Source organism: Pseudomonas sp. W17, assembly GCF_040268305.1.
GTDB classification, from domain to species: Bacteria; Pseudomonadota; Gammaproteobacteria; order Pseudomonadales; family Pseudomonadaceae; genus Aquipseudomonas; species Aquipseudomonas protegens.
In genome coordinates this window covers 4256875-4277127 of sequence record NZ_CP158490.1, presented here as the reverse complement: position 1 = coordinate 4277127, position 20253 = coordinate 4256875, and the positions used below count along the sequence as shown (strand labels likewise).

Below are 20253 nucleotides of genomic sequence, written 5' to 3'. Positions count from 1 at the left end.
TCACTGGTTTCGGGTCGGATAGAGGCCGACCAGGCAAATGATGTAGTTGATCGCCAATGAGCCCATCAGGTTGCTATGGGGGGCCACGGCGCCAGTGGGCGTGCCCAGTGCCGGGTCGAGAAACTGCGGGTTCATCGGGACGGCGGAGGATGTTCCGGTGCCTGCGCTGTACAGCCCGGTGATGATCCCCGCGCCCGTGAATTTGCCAAAGGTCATGCTGTTGGGCGTCGCGGCAGGGGAGGGGGCCGGCGACGTGGCATCCTGGCCGCTCACCATGAAGCCATGGGTGTGGGGCGCGGTGTTTTCCGGCCTCATGGTCACAGTTTCCACGCCGAATTTCTGGCTCAGCGCCCTGGGGGTCAGGCCCATCCCGGTGCCCTGGCCAACCGGCAGGCGACCTCGGTAGTCCGGCAGGCCGAAGTTGGTGCTGCCGTTGCCGCCGTACAGGGTGCCGAGCAATGAATACAGGGCCTCAAAGCTGCTGATCGGCAGCAACGAACCGTCACAAAACGCCCAATTTTCCGGCGCGTAGTTACCGGCAAACATGCGGATCTCTCCGACAAAGGCTTCAGACATGTCAGTTTCCTTACTTGAGGGTCTGTGGACGGCCGTTACTGGCGCGGCGGGTAGACACCCGTCGTTGCGATGCAGAAGTAGCCGACGATGGAGGGCTGGATGTTGGGCATGGCCGCGCCCTGGGTTGGGGTGACGGTGGCACTGTTGAGGCTGGTCAGGGTGCCGGTTGCCGCGGTGTAGGTCGGTTTTGCCGCAACCCCCTTGGAGTTCGAGCTGACAGCGGGAATGTTGCCGTACGGACCATCATTGCCCGGGTCGTTGGAGACATGCGTGGCATGGTTATGCTGGGCCACCGAGCTTTGCGGCATCGTCACGGTTTCGCTACCGCCTTTGGTGCCCAGCGCGTGCACATCCATGATCGGATCGACGGTGGAGACTTTGTAGTTTTGTCCCAGGGCGACCCGGCCACGCAGATCCGGCAGGCCGAATGTCGTGGTGCCGTCACCGCCATAGGTTTTGCCCAGAAGGGAAGCCAGTGCGACATTGCTATTGATGGGTAGAACCTGGCCCTCGCAAGGCAGCCAACCCTGGGGTGCCCAACCCCAGGGGAACAAGCGAATTTCTCCGATAAAGGGATCCATGTTCTTTTCTCCTTGAACAAGTTTCTGACGCCAGGAATCCGTTTCTCACTAATAGGCTAGCAAGTGCGTAGGCGCACAATAAACAAAAGTGAATTTAGTGTGCAAACGTTATTTCAAGTTGTTTTGTGGTAACTAACGGAGGGGTGTCTATTAGCAGTTAGTTGACGCTGTGGCTAAGAGATTTCAAGAGGGAAGTCTTTCTGAGTGTTACTGGTTGACGCTCGATCTAGGACGCTTTGTCCAACAGGGGCGGGGGTTGGGTGGCTGCTAGGCTTGGGGGGATAGGCTTGGAAGTTCGGTTTTTCGGAATTCTAAGTTTATTGTCAAGGAACTAAGCGTGCTAACGATCTACGCCTAAAGTACGGGTTTACCAGACTGGGGTCTGGCGAATTTACAGCGTGCTTGAAGTGTGGCAGTAACATGTCTTAGTTACCGTCTTGGGGTGGTTATTCCCAAGTTGCTAAGTAGGTTATTCTTTTGGCGCGTGGGAGTTGCGGCAGAGTCTTTTTCTCTAAGGTCATGTTTTATTTGAAGTTGTTGTGGTTTTTTTTTGACGCCGGCGGGACGCCGCTCCCCGGGGAGGAGCGGCGCGCTGTTACCGGATTACAGCCCGGCGTTTTCCGCCGCTACACTTTTCGGCTTGCCGTAGTGCCATTCATAGACCACGAACTTGAAGTCCTTGAGGTCGCCTTTCTCGTCGAAGCTCAGGTCGCCGGTGGGGGTCTTGAAGGTGCCCTTGTGGATCGCCTCGGCGACTTTTTCCGGGTCTTCGCTCTTGGCCGCGGCGATGCCTCCGGCAATCACTTCCACGGCCGAGTAGGACGGCAGCACGAATGGGCCGCTGGGGTTTTCCTTCTTGGCTTCGAAGGCCTCCACCAGGGCCTTGTTGGCCGGGTCCTGGTCGAAGGACTTGGGCAGGGTCACCAGCATGCCTTCGGAAGCGTCCTTGGCGATCTGCGAGATCGAGTCGTTGCCCACGCCTTCAGGCCCCATGAAGCGTGCGGTCAGGCCCTTTTCCTTGGCCTGGCGCAACAGCAGGCCCATTTCCGGGTGGTAGCCGCCGAAGTAGACGAAATCCACATTGGCCTGCTTGAGCTTGGCCAGGATCGAGGAGTAGTCGCGTTCGCCGACGTTGATGCCTTCGAACATCGCCACCTTGATGCCTTCCTTGCCGAGGATGTCCTTGACCGAGCTGGCAATGCCTTCGCCGTACTGTTGCTTGTCGTGCAGCACCGCCACATTGGTCGGCTTGAGCTGGGCGATGTAGCGTGCCGCCGCCGGGCCCTGGGCGTTGTCCAGGCCGATGGTGCGGAACACCATCTTGTAGCCACGGGCGGTCAGCTCTGGGCTGGTGGCGGCCGGGGTGATCATCACGATGCCTTCGTCTTCGTAGATGTCCGACGCTGGCTGGGTGGAGCTGGAGCACAGGTGTCCGACCACGAACTTGACGCCGTCGTTGACCACCTTGTTGGCCACGGCTACCGCTTGCTTGGGGTCGCAGGCATCGTCGTATTCCACGGCCACCAGTTGCTTGCCGTCGACGCCACCCTTGGCGTTGATCTGCTCGATGGCCATGCGCGCGCCGCTGAACTGCATGTCACCGTATTGCGCCACCGGGCCGGTCTTGGCCCCGGCGATGCCGATCCGGATGCTGTCGGCTGCCATGGAATGGCAGGCCAGGCCGGCAAGGATCATGGCGCTGAGCAGTTGGGTGGCTTTGTTATTGATACGACTCATGGGTTGTTCCACTCCTGTGGGTTACGGTTCTAAGGGTGTTGCGGGTGTTGCCTGGACTGCCGGCACCCGGGCGCCGGCAGGGTGTTGTAGTCGGCTTTGCCGCCAGATGTGCTGACCTGCTCAAGGCAGGGCCTTGCCGATCCGGCCCACGGCCTCCAGGGTGGGGCGCGCGGGTTCGGCGCTGGCGTCCAGGGCCTGGGCGATGTCGGCCAGCAGGTCGGCGATGTCTTCCAGCCCCACCGACAGCCGTACCAGGCCCTCGGCGATGCCGTGTTCGGCCCGTTCCTCCTGGGTGTAGGTGGAATGGGTCATGCTCGCCGGGTGCTGGGCCAGGGATTCGGCATCCCCCAGGCTGACCGCGCGGCTGAACAGCCCCAGGGCGTTCATGAAGCGTCGCCCGCTGGCCAGCCCGCCCTTGAGTTCGAAGGCGATCATGCCGCCGGGCAGCTTCATCTGTCTTGCGGCCAGGGCGTGTTGGGCAAAGGATGCCAGCCCCGGGTAGGCGACCCAGGCCACGGCGGGGTGGTCCTGGAGGAACTGGGCGACGGCCTGGGCGTTGGCGCAATGGCGATCCATGCGCAGGGCCAGGGTCTTGAGGCCGCGCATCAGGAGAAAAGCGTCCTGGGGCGAGAGCACCGCGCCGGTCAGGTCCTTCAGGCCCTGCAGGCGGATGCGTTCGGCCAGGGCCTGGCCGGTGACCACGATGCCGGCGGTGATGTCGCCATGGCCGCTGAGGTACTTGGTGGCCGAGTGCAGCACCAGGTCGGCGCCCAGTTCCAGCGGGCGCTGCAGGTAAGGTGTGCAGTAGGTGTTGTCCACCGCCACGAGCAGGCCGGGATGCTGGCGGGCCACCTGGGCCACGGCGGCGATGTCCACCAGTTGCATGTTGGGGTTGGCCGGGGTTTCGAAATAGATCATCCGCGTGGCCGGGCCGATGGCCGCCCGCAGCTCGCCCAGGTCGGTCAGGTCGACATGGCGTACCTTGACGCCGAATTCGCCAAGGCCGTGGTGCAGCAGGGCAAAGGTGCAACCGTACAAAGTCTGGCCGACGATGACCTCGTCGCCCGGGCGCAGCAGGGTCCACAAGGTCGCGGCAATCGCCCCCATGCCGGAGCCGAACGCCACGGCCGCTTCGCCGTTTTCCAGGGCGGCCATGCGCGCTTCCAGCAACGCCAGGGTCGGGTTGCCGATGCGGGTATAGAAGTAGCCGGGTTCTTCACCGGCAAAACAGCCCGCGCCGTATTCGGCGGTGGCGAAGGTGAAGGTGGAGGTCAGGTAGATCGGCGGGATCAGCGCGCCCTGATGCTCCTGGGGGTTGTAGCCGTGATGGATGGCACGGGTGGAAAAACCAAGGTCACTGTTTTTATTGTTCATGGTGAACGCTCCCGGATTTGCTCTAATGCTATGCTCAAATCCGGCGCAATAATTTCCAATATCGGCCCTTTAGAACCGAATAATTGGAATAAATAACCATAAAAATAAGATAAAAAGGTAAGACATGCCCCTCGATCTGGACCGTATCGACAAAGCCCTGCTGATCGCCCTGCAAGACAACGCCCGGCTGACCAATGCCGAGCTGGCGGACAGCGTCGCCTTGACCACCTCGCCGTGCTGGCGCCGGGTGAAGATTCTCGAAGAGAGCGGGGTGATTACCGGTTACCAGGCGATCCTCTCGCCCAAGGCGCTGGGCTATGGGGTCACCGCCTTTGTCAGCGTGATGATGGAATCCCACTCCCAGGACACCGCCCGGGCCTTCGAGCAGAGGCTGCTGGAGATCCCGGAAATCATCGCCTGCCACAACGTCTCCGGGCGCTACGACTTTCTCCTCGAAGTGCTGGCCAAGGACCTGGAATCCTTCGGCGAATTCGCCCGTGAAGTGTTGCAGACCCTGCCGGCGGTGAAGGAGATCTATTCGAGCTTTTCCTTCAAGTCGGTCAAGCCGTTGCGGCAGATTCCGGTACAAGAGTGAGCGCAGGCGGGGCGCCAGCGTCCCTGCGACTCACAAGCAACCTTGCTGTCTGAAACAGGCCCTCAGCGAAGGAGCGCCGGCCAGGGTTCACACCGCGCCCGGGGCCGCGAGGTTGCAATATTGTCCTTTGAAATACAGCAATGGCTGCGCAGCAGTCGCTTGCTGCAGGTTCAGCGCCTTGACTTCACCGATCACGATCAGGTGGTCACCGGCGACGTGTTCGGCATGAATTTCACAATCGAGCCAGTGCAGGCTGCCGGCAATGATCGGGTTGCCCAGCGGCGATTCCTGCCATTGAACTCCCTGCCACTTGTCCGTGCCTTTGCTTGCGAACTGGTTGGAAATCCTGACCTGCTCGCCTGAGAGGATATTGACCATGAAGCGGCCCGCCTGACGAATCTTGGGGTAGCTGGCCGAGCTGGACATGACGCTGAATGACACCAGCGGCGGGCTCATCGACACGCTATAGAACGACTGGCACGTGAAGCCGAGCGGCTCGCCATCAACCTGTGAGGTAATCACCGTGATGCCGGATGCGTAGTGCCCGAGCGCTTCGCGAAAGCGCATTGGCTCGATAGCCGTACTGGGAAGTGACATGGCGGGTCCTGAATATTGGGTACTGTCCGACAGCGCGCAGAGGGGTGAAGCGGCGGCTTTTCAATCCACCGCTTCACCCCTCTGGCACACCACTTGCGGCTTTAGCTCAGCGCAGGTTCGAGAGTTCTATTCGGATGATTTCTGCGCCGGCACTCAAAGCCTTCAGCTTGCCCCTTGCCACGCCACGGGATAAGGGCGCCATGCCACAGTTGGTGCAGGGATAGAGCTTGTCGGCATCCACGAACTGCAATGCCTTGCGCAAGGTGTCGGCCACTTCCTCGGGTGTTTCAATGGTGTTGGAGGCCACATCAATGGCCCCGACCATCACCTTCTTGCCTCTGATGAGTTCAATGAGATCCATTGGGACATGAGAGTTGTGACATTCCAGCGAGACTATATCGATACTGGATTTCTGCAGCTTGGGGAACGCCTCTTCATATTGCCGCCACTCTGAGCCCAGGGTCTTTTTCCAGTCCGTATTGGCCTTGATGCCATAGCCATAGCAAATGTGCACCGCCGTTTCGCATTTAAGACCTTCAATGGCTCTTTCCAGGGTGGCCACTCCCCAGTCATTCACTTCATCGAAGAAGACGTTAAAGGCGGGCTCATCAAACTGGATGATATCCACGCCGGCCGCCTCCAGCTCCCTGGCTTCCTGGTTGAGGATCTTGGCGAATTCCCAGGCCAGTTTTTCGCGGCTTTTGTAATGGCTGTCATAAAGCGTGTCGATCATCGTCATCGGGCCTGGCAGCGCCCACTTTATGGGTTGCTCGGTCTGCTGGCGCAGAAACTTGGCATCTTCCACGAAAACCGGCTTCTGGCGACTGACAGCCCCCACCACCGTGGGGACGCTCGCATCATAGCGATCACGAATCCTGACGGTTTCACGTTTTGCAAAATCAACGCCGCTGAGGTGTTCGATGAACGTCGTGACAAAGTGCTGACGTGTCTGCTCGCCATCACTGACGATATCAATGCCTGCTTGCTGTTGTTCTTGCAGTGACAAGCGCAAGGCGTCCTGCTTGCCTTCAACCAGTTCTTCCTCTTGCAACTTCCAGGGCGACCAGAGTGTTTCAGGTTGTGCAAGCCAGGAAGGTTTAGGCAAGCTGCCGGCAGTTGAAGTGGGTAACAACTTTTTCATCATGGGTGACCTTGTATTTTTGATGAGTCAAAGAGCGTAATTGGCGGACCACTGCTCAAGAATGGTCTGGTATGGCTTGATGAAGTTGTTCTCGACAAACTGCCCTTGCTCAATCGCCAGGCGGCTACGTTCTTCTCGGTCATAGACAATTCGAGTCAATGAATAGTCCTGGTGCTTCAGGCTCGGTTGATAGGATTTGCCTGCCGCAGAGTTGGCATTGTAGATCTCTGGCCGGTAAATCTTCTGGAAGGTGTCCATCGTGCTGATGGTGCTGATCAGTTCCAGGTTGGTGTAATCACTGAGCAAATCGCCGGCAAAGTAGAAAGCCAAAGGCGCAACGCTGTTGGACGGCATGAAGTAGCGAACTTTCAACCCCATCTTGTTGAAGTATTCATCTGTTAGAGAATATTCGTCCTGCTGGTATTCAATGCCCAGTACAGGGTGCTGGTTTTCAGTCCGATGGTAGGTCTTGCTGCTCGAAACGCTCAGGCAGATCACCGGTGGCTTGTTGAAGTTTTCCTTGTAAGTGCTGGAGTTGATGAAGTGCTTGAATAGCTTCCCATGCAGCTCTCCGAAGTTTTCCGGAATGCTGAACTTTGGTCGCTCCCTGTTGTGCTCCGGCAACAGCACGCTGAAGTCGTAGTCCCGTACGTAAGAGGAAAAGTTGTTTCCTACAACGCCCTCAAAGCGTTCGTTGGTCTTTCGATCGAAAATATTGGTTTTCAATATTTCAATCAGGGGGATGGCATGGCCACTGCTTCGAGTGTCGATGTCCATCTCCACGGAGATGATTTCAAGCTCGACTGCATAACGATCGCCCTTGGGGTTATCCCAATGCGCCAAGGCATTGAAGCGGTTGTCAATCATCCTCAAGGTATTGCGCAAGTTCTCTTGGCGACTCTTGCCCCTGGCCAGGTTGGCAAAGTTGGTGGTGATGCGCGTATTCTCGGACGGGTGATAATCTTCGTCGAAGCAAATGCTCTTGATGGTGAATGTGAAATCGTTGTTCATTGTGATCTGGCATCCTGATTTCCGAGATAAGTCCTGAACTTGTTTGTTGGCTTTCAGTGCTTTCCAGTTTTGTTCCTGGCTGCTTTTGCTCGGTAGTCTTTATGTTGTCTATTATTGAGGCGCATCTTATGTCGAGCTATTAATTGAGTACTAATGAATTGATTTCACCAGGTCTTTAGTCACATTCATGATGAGATATTCACTCAATCGCAAAAGCCTATTTGCCCCAGTATTCATTGCCCGGCCAAACCACTGGTTGAGGGTGTGCCTGGGCTCTGGCGCAGTCCGACCCGTGGTGGCTGCGGCAGCACTCGACAGGGCCGCCAGTGCCAGATGGGCCGGGAGCTGGCCCATCAATGCAATTGCTGCTCGTCCAGGTAGCGGTTCAGGCATTCGATGAACGCCTGGTGCTTGCGGGTCTGGCGCCGGTGGGCGGGGTAGATCACATGGATCCTCGGGCCGAACTGCTCCGGGTCCAGCTGCGCCTCGGGCAGCAGTTGCACCAGCTCGCCGCGACGCAGGTAGGGCGCGGCGCTCCACTGCGGGCACAGTTGCAGGCCCAGCCCGGCCAGTAGGGCACCGAACAGGAAATCGTAATTGTCACTGGCCAGCCGCGGCACCGGCTGGGGCACACGCTGCTGCTCGCCATTCAAGGTGAAGCGCCAGAAATGCGGGTTCAGTGCCGGGTGACGGAAGATCAGCCAGTCATGCTCGGCAAAATGCGCCGGGGTCACCGGTAAGGGCTGGCGCTGCAGATAGCGCGGGCTGGCGCAGAGCAGGATGCGGTTGGCCGTCAGCGGGCGGGCGATCAGGTCCGGCAGCTCCACCGGCCCGTCGCGCACGGCCAGGTCATAGCCGCCACTTTGCAGGTCGACGAATTCGTCGGTGAGCTCCACGTCCAGGCGCATCTGCGGGTACTGCTCAAGAAAGCCGTAGCAGGCGCCATTGAGAAAGGCCGGGGCGAAGGAGGGCGGCGCCACCAGGCGCAGGGTGCCGCACATTTCCTGCTGCAGGCGCTCGATGTCTTCCCCGGCCTGTTGCAGTTGGCGCAATACCTGCCGGGCGCTGGCCAGGTAGATATGCCCGGCCTCGGTGAGGGCGATCCGGCGTGTGGAGCGCTCCAGCAAGCGGGTGCCGAGCTGGCTCTCCAGGTGGCTCACTGCCTTGGTCAGGGCCGAGGTGGTCTTGCCCAGGCACGCGGCGGCGCGGGTGAAGCTGCCCTGATCGACCGTGGTCACGAACATGGTGATGGCGCCCAGCTGGTCCATTGCAGTCTTGCCTCTTTGGAAAGGATGGGTTGCGCGAAGCAGTATTCTTAAGCACCGGTGACTTGGCTAGTCTCTGGCGCATTCTGAGCCAAGGGTGCGAACAACCATGAAAAAGACGCTGAATATCACGCTGGCCTCGGCCCTGGCCCTGGTCTCGCTGCACAGCCAGGCCGCGGTGGACCTGGTGCTGCACAACGCCAAGGTGTTCACCGCCGAGCAGGGCCAGCCCCTGCAACAGGCGGTGGCGGTGGAGCAGGGGCGTATCGTCATGGTCGGCAGCGATGCCCAGGTGCTGGCGCTGAAGGCCCCGGGCACCCAGGTCATCGACCTGCAGGGCAAGGTGCTGATGCCGGGGTTCATCGACAGCCACAGTCATGCCATCTTCGGGGGCCTGAAGCTCAAGGCCGCCGACCTGGAAACCCAGCAACTGCCCCTGGACGAGCTGGAACAGCGCCTGCGCGGCTGGCGCGATGACGGCAAGGCGCGGCATGGCGAGATCCTCACCGTCAGCGGTTTTCCCTCGACCTACTGGAGCCAGGTGGACGCCCTGGAACAGCGCTTCAACCAGGGCGAATGGGCCGATGTACCGATTCTGTTCGTTGGCTGGGACTACCACACCGGCTGGGCCAACCGCGCCATGCTCAAGCGCGGCGGCATAGACGCCGCGCGGGTCAAGGCGCTGCAGGGCGAGGCCCAGGCCACCATCGGCCATCACCCGGACAGCAGCCCCAACGGTTTTGTCGCCGATGCCGGGCTCTCGGCCCTGACCTCGCAACTGCCGCCGCCGAGCTTCGAGCAGTTGCTCGACGCCGGGCGCGCCGCCCGCGACCTCAACCTAAGCCTGGGCATCACCGCGCTGATGGACCCGGCGGCCAACGCCACCCCGGGCGACGCGCTGTTCGCCATGCATCCCACGGCCCAGACCGTCGGTGTGCTGCCGGTGTACAAGGCGCTGGCGCAGAAGGGCGAGCTGACCCTGCGGGTCGCGGCCCTGATGGTGGCCAATCCCAAGAGCCGCCCGGCGGACCTGGAGGTGCTGGAGCAGGTGCGCCAGCAGTTCCTCGGGGTGCCGAACCTGAGCCTGCCGGGGATCAAGATCTTCGCCGACGGTGTCGCCGAGTTTCCGGCGCAGACCGCTTCCCTGCTGACCCCCTACAAGAACTCGAAGAAGGACGGCGAACTGCTGATCGACCCGGCGCATTTCGGCGAGCTGGTCAGCGCCGCCGATGCCCGTGGCTGGCTGGTGCATGTGCATGCCATTGGCGACCGCGCGGTGCGCGAATCCCTCAACGGCATCGAGCAGGCGCGGCGTGATCGCCAGAGTGGGGTGGTGCACTCCATCACCCACTTGCAGATGGTCAACCCCAAGGAGTTCGCCCGCTTCAAGCCACTGGACGTGATCGCCTCCATGCAGCTGTACTGGGCCGCCGCCGATGAGCTGAGCATCGATTTGCTCCAGCCCTACATCAGCGCCATGCAGTTCCAGTTCATGTACCCGGCACGCTCGCTGCTGAAGAACGGCGCCACCATCGCCGGGGCCAGCGACTGGCCGGTAAGCACCCCGGAACCCTGGAAGGCCATCGCCCAGGCCATCAGCCGCAAGGGGCCCAAGGGCGTGTTGAACAAGGACGAAGGCATCGACCGGGAAACCATGTTCTACGCCTACACCCGCAACGCCGCGCGGGCCATTGGCCTGGAGCAGCAGATCGGCAGCCTGGCCCCGGGCAAGCAGGCCGACCTGATCGTTCTTGACCGCGATGTGTTCCAGGTGCCCCAGGAGCAACTGGCGCAAACCCAGGTGCTCAAGACCTACTTTGCCGGGCGTGAGGTGTATAGCCGGCCGTGATGCTGCATGGATGCCGGCCGGGCCCGCGATCTTCATCGCGGGCTTTTTTTTGCCTTGTCGACCGCTGCGACGCCTTCGCTGGCAAGCCAGCGCCTACGGGCGAACGGCCTCACGGCGAAACACTTTTCTGCACGGCGATGATTGACGCGGCCAGAGCGTATCCCTATTCTTTGTCGACCAACAAAGAATAGGGAGCAGTTCGATGAAAACCCTCAAGGGGCCCAGCCTGCATCTGGCGCAATTCAGCGCCGAGACGGCGCCGTTCCACAATTTGCCGGCGATTGCCCAATGGGCCGCCGACCTGGGTTTCAAGGCGCTGCAGATCCCTGCCTGGGATGCGCGGTTGTTCGACGTCGCCACGGCGGCCGAGAGCCAGGACTACTGCGATGAACTCAAGGGCCAGCTGGCGCAGAAGGGCCTGCAGATCAGCGAGCTGACCAGCCATATCTTCGGCCAGCTGGTGGCGGTGCACCCGGCCTACGACGCGATGTGCGACAACTTCGCCCCGCCAGCGCTGCGGGGCAATCCGCAAGCCAGAACGGCCTGGGCCATGGAGCAGATGAAGCTGGCGGCCAAGGCTTCGCGACGCCTGGGGCTGAGTGAGCTGGGGACCTTTTCCGGGTCCCTGGCCTGGCCTTATCTGTTTCCCTTTCCCCAGCGCCCCGAAGGCCTGATCGAGACAGCGTTCGACGAGCTGGCGCGGCGCTGGCGGCCGATCCTCGATGCCTGCGACGAGCAGGGGGTCAACCTGTGCTACGAGATCCACCCCAGCGAGGACCTGCACGACGGCACCAGCTTCGAACGCTTCCATGAACTGGTGGACCATCACCCGCGTTGCAACATCCTCTTCGACCCCAGCCACTTCGTGCTGCAACAGCTGGACTACCTGAGTTACCTGGACATCTACCACGAGCGCATCCGCATGTTTCACGTCAAGGATGCCGAGTTCAATCCCAGCGGCCGCCAGGGCATCTACGGCGGCTACAGCGCCTGGGTCGAGCGCGCCGGGCGCTTCCGTTCCCTGGGCGATGGCCAGGTGGACTTCAAGGGGATCTTTTCCAAGCTGGCGCAATACGACTACCCGGGCTGGGCGACCCTGGAATGGGAGTGCTGCCTCAAGGATCAGGAAGACGGTGCCCGGGAAGGTGTCGAGTTCATCAACCGGCACATGATCCAGGTCACCCAGCGCATCTTCGACGACTTCGCCGGCGCGCAGATCGACCGCCAACAGATCAACGCCATGCTCGGCATTGCCTGACCCTTCAGCGAGAACACACCATGAACGCTTTGACTGACACCCTCCAGGCCGACAGCGTCGACCTGGTTCACCGCTATGTGCGCGTCGATGGCCAGCGCATCCACTGTGTCACCGCCGGCACGGGCCGGCCGGTGCTGCTGATTCCCGGCTGGCCGCAGACCTGGTACGCCTGGCGTCAGGTGATCCAGGCCCTGGCTGCCCAAGGCTTCCAGGCCATTGCCGTGGACCCGCCGGGCAGCGGCCAGTCCGACCGCCCTGAGCACGGCTACGACACCGGCCATGTGGCCGGGGTGCTGCACCAGGTGATGGGGCAGCTGGGTTTCGAGCGCTACAGCGTGGTCGGCCACGACGTCGGCATGTGGATCGCCTACGCCTTGGCCAGCGACCATCCGCAGGCGGTGGAGCGCCTGGCGCTGACCGAGGCGGTGATCCCCGGGCTGGCGGATGCACCACCGATTTTCGTCGCGCCGCAGCAGAACATCTTTCTCTGGCACTTCATGTTCAACCAGCTGCGGGATTTGCCGGAAGCCTTGATCGCCGGGCGCGAGCGGGCCTACCTGAATTACATCTTCGACCACTGGTCCCATCGCCGCGAGGCGGTGGCCGCCGAAGTCTACATCGAGGCCTACGCTGCCCCGGGCGGTTTGCGCGCAGGCTTCGCCTATTACCGGGCGATCCCCGAGACGGTGCGCCAGAATCAGCTGCGCGCGCAGCGGCCGCTGACCATGCCGGTGCTGGCCATTGGTGCCGAGCACGCCACCAACGATGCACCTCTGCTGACCCTGCAGGGCCATGCCAATGACCTGCGCGGGGCCATTGTCGAGGACTGCGGGCACTTCATCATGGAAGAGGCACCGGAGGAATTTCTCGCGCTGCTGCTGCCGTTTCTGCAGGAGGGCCGTGACTGAGGCAGGGCGCAGGCAAGGCCACGGCCACGGAAATTGGCCGCGGCCGGCGCAAATCTAATATCATTTCGTCCCGGCGCCCTGCGCCAACCGGCTGTTCGGGCTCAACCGAGCGCCTTCCCTGTCCCGACGAGATACCCGACCCCCATGGCTGGAAGACCCCGCGAATTCGACCGTCACCAGGCACTGCGCCAGGCGCTCGAACTGTTCTGGCGCCGTGGTTTCGAAACCACCTCCATGGCCGACCTGGTGGCGGCCCTGGGCATCGCCTCGGCGCGCATCTATGCCGCCTTCGGCTCCAAGGAGGCGTTGTTTCGCGAGGCCATCGAGCTGTACGAAAGCCAGGAAGGCGGTTTCGCCGACCTGGCCCTGCAAGAGCCCTGCGCCTACGTCGCCATCGAGCGCATGCTGCAAGAAGCGGTGGCACTCTACACCCGGGCCGACGGCCCCCGTGGCTGCATGGTGGTGGCCTCGGCGGTGAACTGCTCAAGCGACAACGACAGCGTGCGCGAATGGCTGGCCGAACATCGCCGGGCGCGTACCGCAAGCATTATCCAGCGCCTGGAAGCCGCGCAGCAGGCGGGTGAACTGCCCGGCCACAGCGATGCAACTTCCCTGGGCGATTATTACTCTACGGTGCTCCACGGGCTGTCGGTGCAAGCCCGCGACGGCGTCAGTGCGGCGCGCCTGCTGCAGGGCGTGGCGCTGGCCATGCAGGTCTTTGCGCGAACCGCCCAAGGGAATTGAAGCGGCGCTGCACCCTGGCTCCGCCTGGGAGCCTTTGCCCGCAATCCGGGAGCAGCGATGCTGGCCCGGGTTGTGCATTTTTCCAGCGGGTCCCGGACCCGTTCCATCATCGAAAGAGTATGACGCCCCCCCATGAGTGATTCCGCGGCGACACCCCAAGGCAACTGGCAGCCGGTCATCGCGCTGGCGTTGGCGGCCTTTGTCTTCAACACCACCGAGTTTGTGCCGGTGGGCCTGCTCAGCGCCATTGGCGCCAGCTTCGACCTGCCCACCGAGCGGGTCGGTCTGATGCTCACCATCTACGCCTGGATCGTGTCCCTGACCTCGCTGCCGGTGATGCTGCTGACCCGCAACATCGAACGACGCAAGCTGCTCACGGTGCTGTTCGGGCTGTTTATCGTCAGCCATGTGTTCTCCAGCCTGGCCAGCAACTTCGGCCTGCTGATGCTCAGCCGCATCGGCGTGGCCCTGGCCCATGCACTGTTCTGGTCCATCACCGCGTCCCTGGCGGTGCGCCTGGCGCCGCCGGGCAAGCAGGTGCAGGCCCTCGGGCTGCTGGCCACCGGCACCTCACTGGCCATGGTCCTGGGCATTCCCCTGGGCAGCTTGCTGGGCGAGGCCCTGGGCTGGCGCACCACGTTCAGCGTGATCGCGGCCATGGCCGGCCTGCTGGTGCTGTGGCTGATCCGCACCTTGCCGCTGCTGCCGAGCCAGAACTCCGGTTCCCTGCGCAGCCTGCCGCTGCTGTTCAAGCGCCCGGCGCTGGTGGCGATCTATGTGCTTACCGCCCTGGTGGTGACGGCGCAGTTCACCGCCTACAGCTACATCGAGCCCTTCATCAAGGTGGCGGCGGGCCTGGGGGGCGAAGTGGTGACCCTGGTCCTGTTGGTGTTCGGCGGCGCCGGGATCATCGGCTCGCTGCTGTTCAGCTGGCTGCACCGCCACAGCCCCCAGGGGTTTCTACTGACCGCGGTGGCGCTGCTGGCGCTGTGCCTGAGCCTGCTGTTGCCGCTCAATGGCCACGTCTGGTCGCTGGTGGCCCTGAGTGTGTTCTGGGGCATGGCGATCATGGGCTTCGGCCTGGCCCTGCAATCCAAGGTACTGGTGCTGGCGCCGGACGCCACCGACGTGGCCATGGCGATGTTCTCCGGCATCTACAACATCGGCATTGGCGGCGGTGCACTGCTGGGCAGTTGGGTCGGCGGGCAGCTGGGCTTTGCCTATGTCGGCCTGGCGGGTGGCGCCCTGGCGACCCTGGCCTTGCTGTTGTACAGCTTGGCCCTGGGCCGCATGAGCCGCACCAGCGTGTAGCCGCTGCCGCAGGCTGCGAACGGTCTGGGCGGCACTCCGTCGCAGGGGCGCGGCGCTCTTGAGGCCGATAGAGGTTCGGCGGTCGATCGTCAAGCAAGGTCCTGCGGACCTTTTCGCAGCCTCGCCGCAGGCTCGGCAGCGGCTACAGGGCCGCAGGGTTTCGATAATGCGCGTCGTTCGCCCGAAGGTTACCGGCGTCGGGCTACGGGCCAGCAGGCCACCAGTACGAGCAGCAGCGCCGCCAGCAGGTAGGGCAGGCGTGGCTCCAGCCCGTAGATCAGGGTCCCGGCCAGGGGCCCGACCACTACCCCCAGGCCCTGGGCCGCGCCGATGGAGCCGGCCGTGGCGCCTTGTTCGGCGGCGTCCACCGAGTTGCTGGCCAGGGCGGCGAAGGAGGGGAAGATCCAGCCCATGCCGGCGGCCGAAACAAAGAACCCCAGCCACAGCACCCAGGCCTGGGCCTGGGCCGCGAGAATGCTGGTGACAAAGCCCAGCGCCGCCACCAGGGCGCCGATGCGGATCATCCGCAGCGGCGGCCATTCCAGTTTGCGCACCACCAGTTGCGAGGCGATCAGCGCCACCCCCACCAGGGTCAGGGAAATGCCGGCGGTCTGCGCCGCGTCGGCCGGGCTCATGCCCAGGCGGTCGAGGGCGAAGAAGCCCACGGTGATCTGCGCCATGGCCACGCACAGCATCGAGACGAACGCCACCACCAGCGGCCGGCGCAGGCGCGGGTCGCCCAGGCTCACCGACTTGGGCGGTTGCTTGAGGTGCAGTTCCTGGCGCGGCAGCCGTGCCTTGAGGAAGGCGAAGCCCAGCAGCGGCAACACCGCCAGCGCATAGAACGGCAGGCTCAGGCTGTGGTGCGCCAGCAATGCGGCAAGCGCCGGCCCCAGGACCAGCCCGCAGGCGTTGGCCGCCCCCAGGGACGCCATGGCCCGGGCGCGATGCTCGGGTTCGATGTTGTCGGCGATCAGCGCATAGCCGCCCACCGGGATTGCCGCATAGAACACCCCGATCAGGCCTCGCCCCAGCAGCAACCCGGCAAACGCCAGCAGCGCCGAAGGCAGGGCGTGCAGCGCCACGTCGATAAACAGGCTGAGGGCGAGAAAGGCCAGGGTGAAGCCGCCGGTGCCCAGCAGCAGGATGCGCCGCCGACCGAGGCGATCGCTGGCCCGGCCCCAGGGGCGGGCCAGGAGCATCCAGATCACCCCGGAGACGGTCACCGCCATCCCCGCCTGCCAGGTGGCCAGGCCGAGAATCCGCGCAATGGGGCCGATCAGCGAAACGAACGCCATCATCGCCATGGTGCAGGCCAGGTTGGCCACCAGCAGCGGGCGCAGGTCGAAGGCCGGGGCGGCCTGGGGCGTGTCCAGGGTGTCGAGGGGCAACTGTTGAGCGTTGGTCATGGTTTATCCCAGGGCTGAGTGAGAGGGCAGGCGGCCGTCGACCATCACCAGCGGTCGACCGCGTACCTGTTCCAGGCTGGCGTCGACGCCGTAGACGTCGCGCAGCAGTTGTGGGTTGATCACCTCCAGGGCCGGCCCGGCGGCGGCCAGGCGGCCATGGTGCAGCACCACCACCTGCTGGCTGAAACCCAGGGCCAGGTTGATGTCGTGGACCACCACCAGGGTGATCAACTGGCGCTCGTGGGTGGCCCGGGTGATGGCTTCCACTACCTGGCACTGGTGGTACAGGTCCAGGGCGCTGGTGGGTTCGTCCAGCAGCAGCACCCGGGGCTGGCGCACCAGGGCCTGGGCAAGGCCCACCAGTTGGCGCTGGCCACCGGAGAGGGCGTCGATCGGGCGGTCGGCCAGGGCGGTGAGGTCCAGGTCCTGCAGCACTTGTTCGACCCCGTGCAACACCGCCGCGCTGGGCCGGCCAGGGGCGAAACCGCCAGTGCGATGCCCGGCCATGGCAGCGCTGAGCACTGCTTCGAAGGCGCACAGGCGGGTACATTCCGGCAGGCTCTGGGGCAGGTAGACGATGTGCTGCGCCCGTTCCACCTGGGGCAGGCGATTGAGGTCGACGCCGTCCAGCAGTACCTGGCCCGAGGTCTTGTGCAACCCGGCGATGCCCCGCAGCAGGGTCGACTTGCCCGCCGCGTTGGGGCCGATCAGCGCGGTCACGCTGCCCCCGGCCAGGGGCGGCAGGGCCACGTCGCACAGCACCTGGCGGTTGCCGTAGTGCATGTTCAGGCCGGCGGTGCACAGGCCGGCGTTGGAGGACACAAGCGGCTTCACAGGACACCTCGACGGTTGCGCATGACGATGGCCATGAAGAAGGGAATGCCCACCAGGGCGGTGACGATACCCACCGGAATCAGCACCCCGGGGATCAGCGCCTTGCTGGCGATGGAGGCCATGGACAGGATCAGCCCGCCGCTGAGCACGCTGGCCGGCAGGAACAGCCGATGGTCTTCGCCCACCAGCAGGCGGGCGATGTGCGGGGCGATCAGGCCGATAAAGCCGATGGTGCCGACAAAGGACACCGCCAGGGCCGACAGCAGGCTGATGCGCAACAGTGACAGCAGGCGCAGGCGGCCAACGTCGATGCCGAAGCTGCGGGCCCGTTCCTCGCCCAGGGTCAGGGCGGTCAGGGCCCAGCTCTGGCGCAGGGAGAAGGGCAGGCACAGCAACAGCGCCAGGGCCAGTACCGCGAGCTTTTCCCAGGAGGCCCGGGCCAGGCTGCCCAGGGTCCAGAACACCAGTTGCTGCAGGCTGTCCTGGGTGGCGACGAATTGCAGCAGCGCCACCAGGGCGTTGAAGGCGAACACCAGGGCGATGCCGAACAGCACCAGGCTTTCCACGCCGAAGCCGCGCCAGCGTGCCAGCAGGTACAGCAAGGCCACCGAGGCCAGGGCGAAGAGGAAGGCGTTGGCCGAGATCAGGTACTGCGCCGGCACCCCGGGAAGGCCCAGGCCGAGGACGATGGCCAGGGCTGCACCAAACGCCGCGGCGGCGGATACACCGAGGGTGAAGGGGCTGGCCAGGGGGTTGTCGAGCACGGTCTGCATTTCCGCGCCGGCCAGGGCCAGGGCGGCCCCCACCAGCACCGCCATCAGGGCGTAGGGCAGGCGCACGTTCCACACGATCACCGCTTCCACCCGGGGCATCGAGCCCGGGTCCCAGAGCACCTGCAGCAGGCGCGACAGGCTCATCCCCGAAGGCCCGGTGGTGATGTCCAGGGCCAGGGACAGCAGCAGGGCCAGGGCCAGCCCGCCCAACAGCAGCACCCGGCGGCCATGGCGCCTTTGGTAGTGCCCTGAGGCAACGCGCTCCTGCACGTCGGTAGCAGCCTGGGTCATGGCGCCAGACTCGTGGCAAACACGCCGCTGGCGGGAATCGGCATGAAGCGCTGGTACAGCTCGCGGCGGGTCTGGTCCGGGTCCAGGTCCTTGAACAGTTCAGGGTGCAGCCACTTGGCCAGGGCCTGGACCGCGATCAGGTGCTCCGGCGAGTCGTAGAAGATGTGCCACAAGCCGTGCACATTGCCCTCGCGCACCGCCCGCAACTCGTTCAGCGGTGGGCGCTGGGCGGCCTGGCGCAGGCTGTCCCGAGCCTGTTGCAGGGTGGCGGAGTAACCCAGGGTCACGCCGCCCTGGCCGGCGGCAAAGACCCCGGTGGCCACGTAAACGTCCGGGTCGCTGGAGAGAATGTACTCCACGTTGAGCACACCAATGGGCCCGGGTATGCGCCCGTCGGCAATGTTGCGCCCGCCCGCCAGCTTGATCATCTCGCCGAAGTTGCCGGTGCCTGGCGAGCCGCAGCAGTCCTGCAGCCCGGCGAGCATGTCGATGAAGATCTTCGGCTGCTTGACGGTACCGGCCTTGGCCAGGGTCTGGGTGACCTTGGCCAGGGACTGTTGATAGAAGGCAATGAATTCCTCGGCCCGCTGCTCACGGCCCAGGGCCTGGCCCAGCAGGCGCATGCTGGGCACGGTGTTGCTCAGGGGATGGTCGCTGAAGTCGACGAAGATCACCGCCACCCCGGCGGCCTCCAGCTGTTTCACCGCCTCGCTGTCGGGGCTCGGCCCATGGCCGCCGCTCAGGGCCATGATCGCCAGGTCCGGGTGCACCGCCAGGGCCTTTTCGACGCTGAAGGTCTCGGCCGAGGTGCCGCCCACCAGCGGCACCTTGTCGGCCTGGGGGAAGACCTTGTGATAGGCCTCGTAGCCCTGCACGTCGAGGCCGCGAAAGTCCCCTTGCCAACCGGCGAGACGGGCGAACGGGTTCTGGCCTTCGAGCAGCGACAGGGAATAGATCATCCGGCCTTCGCCGAGCAGGATGTGCTCGACCTTCTCCGGCACCTGGACCTGGCGTCCGGCCAGATCGGTGAGGGTCGCGGCGCTGGCCGTGGCGGCCCATAGCAGGCCCAGGGGCAGCAGGCCGAGCAAGAGCCCGCGCTGGGCGCGGCGCAAGAAATCACGGTGTGTCATGGCTAGTTTCCTTGAACGATTGGACGGCCCGGCGGGCAGCGCGCTTGCGCCACCACAGCAGCAGGCCGGTGAGGTACAGAAGGGGTAACGAAATGCCGCAGAGAAAAGCCAGCCAGGCGCCGGGGGTGCCCAGCAGCAAGTGGCCATGGGCGGCGGAAAACAGCGGCTTGATCGCCATCGGCTGGGCGCCGGGCCAGGTGAAGAGGTCCGGGCGTGCCAGCCAGGCACCGCTGCCGGCAATCAGCAGCAGCGGCAGGCACAGCCAGGCCGCCGCCACGTTGTGCCATTCCCGCAGGCGCCGGTTGCCCCGGCTGCCGGGACGCAGGCTGGCGGCCTTCCACCAACTGCGCCGGCCCGGCCACCACAGGTACAGGCCACTGCCCAGGGAGCCCAGCAGCGCCAGGCCACAGAGCAGCACCAGGTTCGAACCCCAGGCTGGCGGCAGCAGCAGGCTGCGGTGCAGCGCCACCAGCTTGGCCAGCCACAGGTCCTCGAAGACGAAGAAGCCCCGGGGTTCGCCGCTATAAGGATCGATCATGGCGATGCCGGTGCCGGGACGCTCCTTGAGGGCCCCGAAGACGATCACATTGTCCGATTCGAGAAAGCCCTGGCGCGGTGGGGCTGCGCCGAAGACCTTGTGCAGTTGCGGGTAGGCGTCGGAGGCGGCCCTGATCCAGGCGTCCTGTTGCAGCAGCGTGCCATGCTCGCCAGGGGCCAGTTGCAGCATCTGCGCACCGACCTCCCAGCGCAGGATCGGCCCCTTGAGCTCCAGCAGCGAACCACTGAGGCCCAGCAGCGCGAGGAACAGCCCCAGGCACAGGGCCAGCCAGCGGTGCAGCCTGAGCCAGATATTACGCATGGACAGCATT

The 20253-nt window shown here is 63.8% G+C and carries 19 protein-coding genes; 6 read left to right on the top strand and 13 right to left on the bottom strand.

Annotation, left to right across the window (positions count from 1 at the left end):
• From ABCR88_RS19675 to ABCR88_RS19660, 4 genes are all read right to left on the bottom strand, one after another.
• Nucleotides 1-576 carry a tail fiber protein gene (locus ABCR88_RS19675; RefSeq protein ID WP_350403170.1) on the bottom strand — a complete coding sequence of 192 codons (576 nt, stop codon included), beginning with the start codon at nt 574-576 and terminating at the stop codon, nt 1-3.
• Nucleotides 577-611: 35 nt separating this feature from the next.
• Nucleotides 612-1157: a tail fiber protein gene (locus ABCR88_RS19670; RefSeq protein ID WP_041118744.1), complete on the bottom strand. Its 546-nt coding sequence runs from the start codon at nt 1155-1157 to the stop codon at nt 612-614.
• A 603-nt stretch (nt 1158-1760) separates the two neighbouring features.
• Nucleotides 1761-2894 carry a branched-chain amino acid ABC transporter substrate-binding protein gene (locus ABCR88_RS19665; protein WP_011061795.1) on the bottom strand — a complete coding sequence of 378 codons (1134 nt, stop codon included), beginning with the start codon at nt 2892-2894 and terminating at the stop codon, nt 1761-1763.
• Nucleotides 2895-3014: 120 nt separating this feature from the next.
• Nucleotides 3015-4268 carry a methionine gamma-lyase gene (locus ABCR88_RS19660; RefSeq protein ID WP_015635977.1) on the bottom strand — a complete coding sequence of 418 codons (1254 nt, stop codon included), beginning with the start codon at nt 4266-4268 and terminating at the stop codon, nt 3015-3017.
• 124 nt (nt 4269-4392) lie between these two features.
• Here ABCR88_RS19660 and ABCR88_RS19655 point away from each other — a divergent pair, with 124 nt between their 5' ends.
• Nucleotides 4393-4863, top strand: coding sequence for an Lrp/AsnC family transcriptional regulator (locus ABCR88_RS19655; protein ID WP_011061793.1), 471 nt, complete (start codon nt 4393-4395; stop codon nt 4861-4863).
• Nucleotides 4864-4950: 87 nt separating this feature from the next.
• Here ABCR88_RS19655 and ABCR88_RS19650 read toward each other — a convergent pair whose 3' ends face one another.
• The 4 genes from ABCR88_RS19650 to ABCR88_RS19635 form a co-directional block, all read right to left on the bottom strand.
• A complete protein-coding gene (locus ABCR88_RS19650; protein ID WP_019094510.1) occupies nt 4951-5460 on the bottom strand; it encodes a flavin reductase family protein in 510 nt (169 codons plus the stop codon).
• A 106-nt stretch (nt 5461-5566) separates the two neighbouring features.
• A complete protein-coding gene (locus ABCR88_RS19645; RefSeq protein ID WP_350403166.1) occupies nt 5567-6601 on the bottom strand; it encodes a methionine synthase in 1035 nt (344 codons plus the stop codon).
• A gap of 27 nt (nt 6602-6628) precedes the next feature.
• Nucleotides 6629-7612, bottom strand: a complete 984-nt coding sequence (locus ABCR88_RS19640; protein ID WP_015635975.1) for a DUF1852 domain-containing protein — start codon at nt 7610-7612, stop codon at nt 6629-6631.
• Between the two features lie 353 nt (nt 7613-7965).
• Nucleotides 7966-8880 (bottom strand): LysR family transcriptional regulator, encoded by a 915-nt coding sequence (locus ABCR88_RS19635; RefSeq protein ID WP_011061789.1) that lies wholly within the window; start codon nt 8878-8880, stop codon nt 7966-7968.
• Between the two features lie 106 nt (nt 8881-8986).
• Between ABCR88_RS19635 and ABCR88_RS19630 the strand changes: the two genes are divergently transcribed.
• From ABCR88_RS19630 to ABCR88_RS19610, 5 genes are all read left to right on the top strand, one after another.
• Nucleotides 8987-10726 carry an amidohydrolase gene (locus ABCR88_RS19630; protein ID WP_315869405.1) on the top strand — a complete coding sequence of 580 codons (1740 nt, stop codon included), beginning with the start codon at nt 8987-8989 and terminating at the stop codon, nt 10724-10726.
• 202 nt (nt 10727-10928) lie between these two features.
• Entirely contained in the window at nt 10929-11984 is a 1056-nt protein-coding gene (locus tag ABCR88_RS19625; protein ID WP_011061787.1) for a sugar phosphate isomerase/epimerase family protein, read from the top strand.
• Between the two features lie 20 nt (nt 11985-12004).
• Nucleotides 12005-12892 (top strand): alpha/beta hydrolase, encoded by an 888-nt coding sequence (locus ABCR88_RS19620; protein WP_210694030.1) that lies wholly within the window; start codon nt 12005-12007, stop codon nt 12890-12892.
• A 144-nt stretch (nt 12893-13036) separates the two neighbouring features.
• A complete protein-coding gene (locus ABCR88_RS19615; RefSeq protein WP_011061785.1) occupies nt 13037-13636 on the top strand; it encodes a TetR/AcrR family transcriptional regulator in 600 nt (199 codons plus the stop codon).
• A 132-nt stretch (nt 13637-13768) separates the two neighbouring features.
• Nucleotides 13769-14947, top strand: a complete 1179-nt coding sequence (locus tag ABCR88_RS19610; protein ID WP_350403161.1) for a sugar transporter — start codon at nt 13769-13771, stop codon at nt 14945-14947.
• Between the two features lie 188 nt (nt 14948-15135).
• On the opposite strand, the gene ABCR88_RS19605 is transcribed toward ABCR88_RS19610, so the two are convergent.
• Genes ABCR88_RS19605 through ABCR88_RS19585 form a run of 5 tightly spaced genes read right to left on the bottom strand, consistent with a single transcriptional unit; the run spans nt 15136 to nt 20252 of the window.
• Nucleotides 15136-16356: an MFS transporter gene (locus ABCR88_RS19605; protein WP_350403159.1), complete on the bottom strand. Its 1221-nt coding sequence runs from the start codon at nt 16354-16356 to the stop codon at nt 15136-15138.
• Nucleotides 16357-16359: 3 nt separating this feature from the next.
• On the bottom strand, nt 16360-17178 hold the full coding sequence (locus tag ABCR88_RS19600) for an ABC transporter ATP-binding protein (protein WP_350403157.1): 819 nt from the start codon (nt 17176-17178) through the stop codon (nt 16360-16362).
• A gap of 8 nt (nt 17179-17186) precedes the next feature.
• Nucleotides 17187-18254: an iron ABC transporter permease gene (locus tag ABCR88_RS19595; RefSeq protein ID WP_053159148.1), complete on the bottom strand. Its 1068-nt coding sequence runs from the start codon at nt 18252-18254 to the stop codon at nt 17187-17189.
• Nucleotides 18251-19384 (bottom strand): ABC transporter substrate-binding protein, encoded by a 1134-nt coding sequence (locus ABCR88_RS19590; RefSeq protein ID WP_103290086.1) that lies wholly within the window; start codon nt 19382-19384, stop codon nt 18251-18253. Before ABCR88_RS19590 ends, ABCR88_RS19595 begins: the two co-directional genes overlap by 4 nt.
• A complete protein-coding gene (locus ABCR88_RS19585; RefSeq protein ID WP_123430593.1) occupies nt 19371-20252 on the bottom strand; it encodes a PepSY-associated TM helix domain-containing protein in 882 nt (293 codons plus the stop codon). The genes ABCR88_RS19590 and ABCR88_RS19585 overlap by 14 nt, the downstream gene beginning before the upstream one ends.
• Between the last annotated feature and the right edge of the window lies 1 nt (nt 20253).

Bases quoted from the DNA above. Each gene is read 5' to 3' on its own strand.
- ABCR88_RS19625 (WP_011061787.1), top strand. From the start codon at position 10,929: ATGAAAACCCTCAAGGGGCCCAGCCTGCATCTGGCGCAATTCAGCGCC.
- ABCR88_RS19590 (WP_103290086.1), bottom strand. From the start codon at position 19,384: ATGACACACCGTGATTTCTTGCGCCGCGCCCAGCGCGGGCTCTTGCTC.
- ABCR88_RS19635 (WP_011061789.1), bottom strand. From the start codon at position 8,880: ATGGACCAGCTGGGCGCCATCACCATGTTCGTGACCACGGTCGATCAG.
- ABCR88_RS19645 (WP_350403166.1), bottom strand. From the start codon at position 6,601: ATGAAAAAGTTGTTACCCACTTCAACTGCCGGCAGCTTGCCTAAACCT.
- ABCR88_RS19585 (WP_123430593.1), bottom strand. From the start codon at position 20,252: ATGCTGTCCATGCGTAATATCTGGCTCAGGCTGCACCGCTGGCTGGCC.
- ABCR88_RS19605 (WP_350403159.1), bottom strand. From the start codon at position 16,356: ATGACCAACGCTCAACAGTTGCCCCTCGACACCCTGGACACGCCCCAG.
- ABCR88_RS19665 (WP_011061795.1), bottom strand. From the start codon at position 2,894: ATGAGTCGTATCAATAACAAAGCCACCCAACTGCTCAGCGCCATGATC.
- ABCR88_RS19650 (WP_019094510.1), bottom strand. From the start codon at position 5,460: ATGTCACTTCCCAGTACGGCTATCGAGCCAATGCGCTTTCGCGAAGCG.
- ABCR88_RS19655 (WP_011061793.1), top strand. From the start codon at position 4,393: ATGCCCCTCGATCTGGACCGTATCGACAAAGCCCTGCTGATCGCCCTG.
- ABCR88_RS19615 (WP_011061785.1), top strand. From the start codon at position 13,037: ATGGCTGGAAGACCCCGCGAATTCGACCGTCACCAGGCACTGCGCCAG.
- ABCR88_RS19675 (WP_350403170.1), bottom strand. From the start codon at position 576: ATGTCTGAAGCCTTTGTCGGAGAGATCCGCATGTTTGCCGGTAACTAC.
- ABCR88_RS19595 (WP_053159148.1), bottom strand. From the start codon at position 18,254: ATGACCCAGGCTGCTACCGACGTGCAGGAGCGCGTTGCCTCAGGGCAC.
- ABCR88_RS19640 (WP_015635975.1), bottom strand. From the start codon at position 7,612: ATGAACAACGATTTCACATTCACCATCAAGAGCATTTGCTTCGACGAA.
- ABCR88_RS19630 (WP_315869405.1), top strand. From the start codon at position 8,987: ATGAAAAAGACGCTGAATATCACGCTGGCCTCGGCCCTGGCCCTGGTC.
- ABCR88_RS19610 (WP_350403161.1), top strand. From the start codon at position 13,769: ATGAGTGATTCCGCGGCGACACCCCAAGGCAACTGGCAGCCGGTCATC.
- ABCR88_RS19660 (WP_015635977.1), bottom strand. From the start codon at position 4,268: ATGAACAATAAAAACAGTGACCTTGGTTTTTCCACCCGTGCCATCCAT.
- ABCR88_RS19670 (WP_041118744.1), bottom strand. From the start codon at position 1,157: ATGGATCCCTTTATCGGAGAAATTCGCTTGTTCCCCTGGGGTTGGGCA.
- ABCR88_RS19620 (WP_210694030.1), top strand. From the start codon at position 12,005: ATGAACGCTTTGACTGACACCCTCCAGGCCGACAGCGTCGACCTGGTT.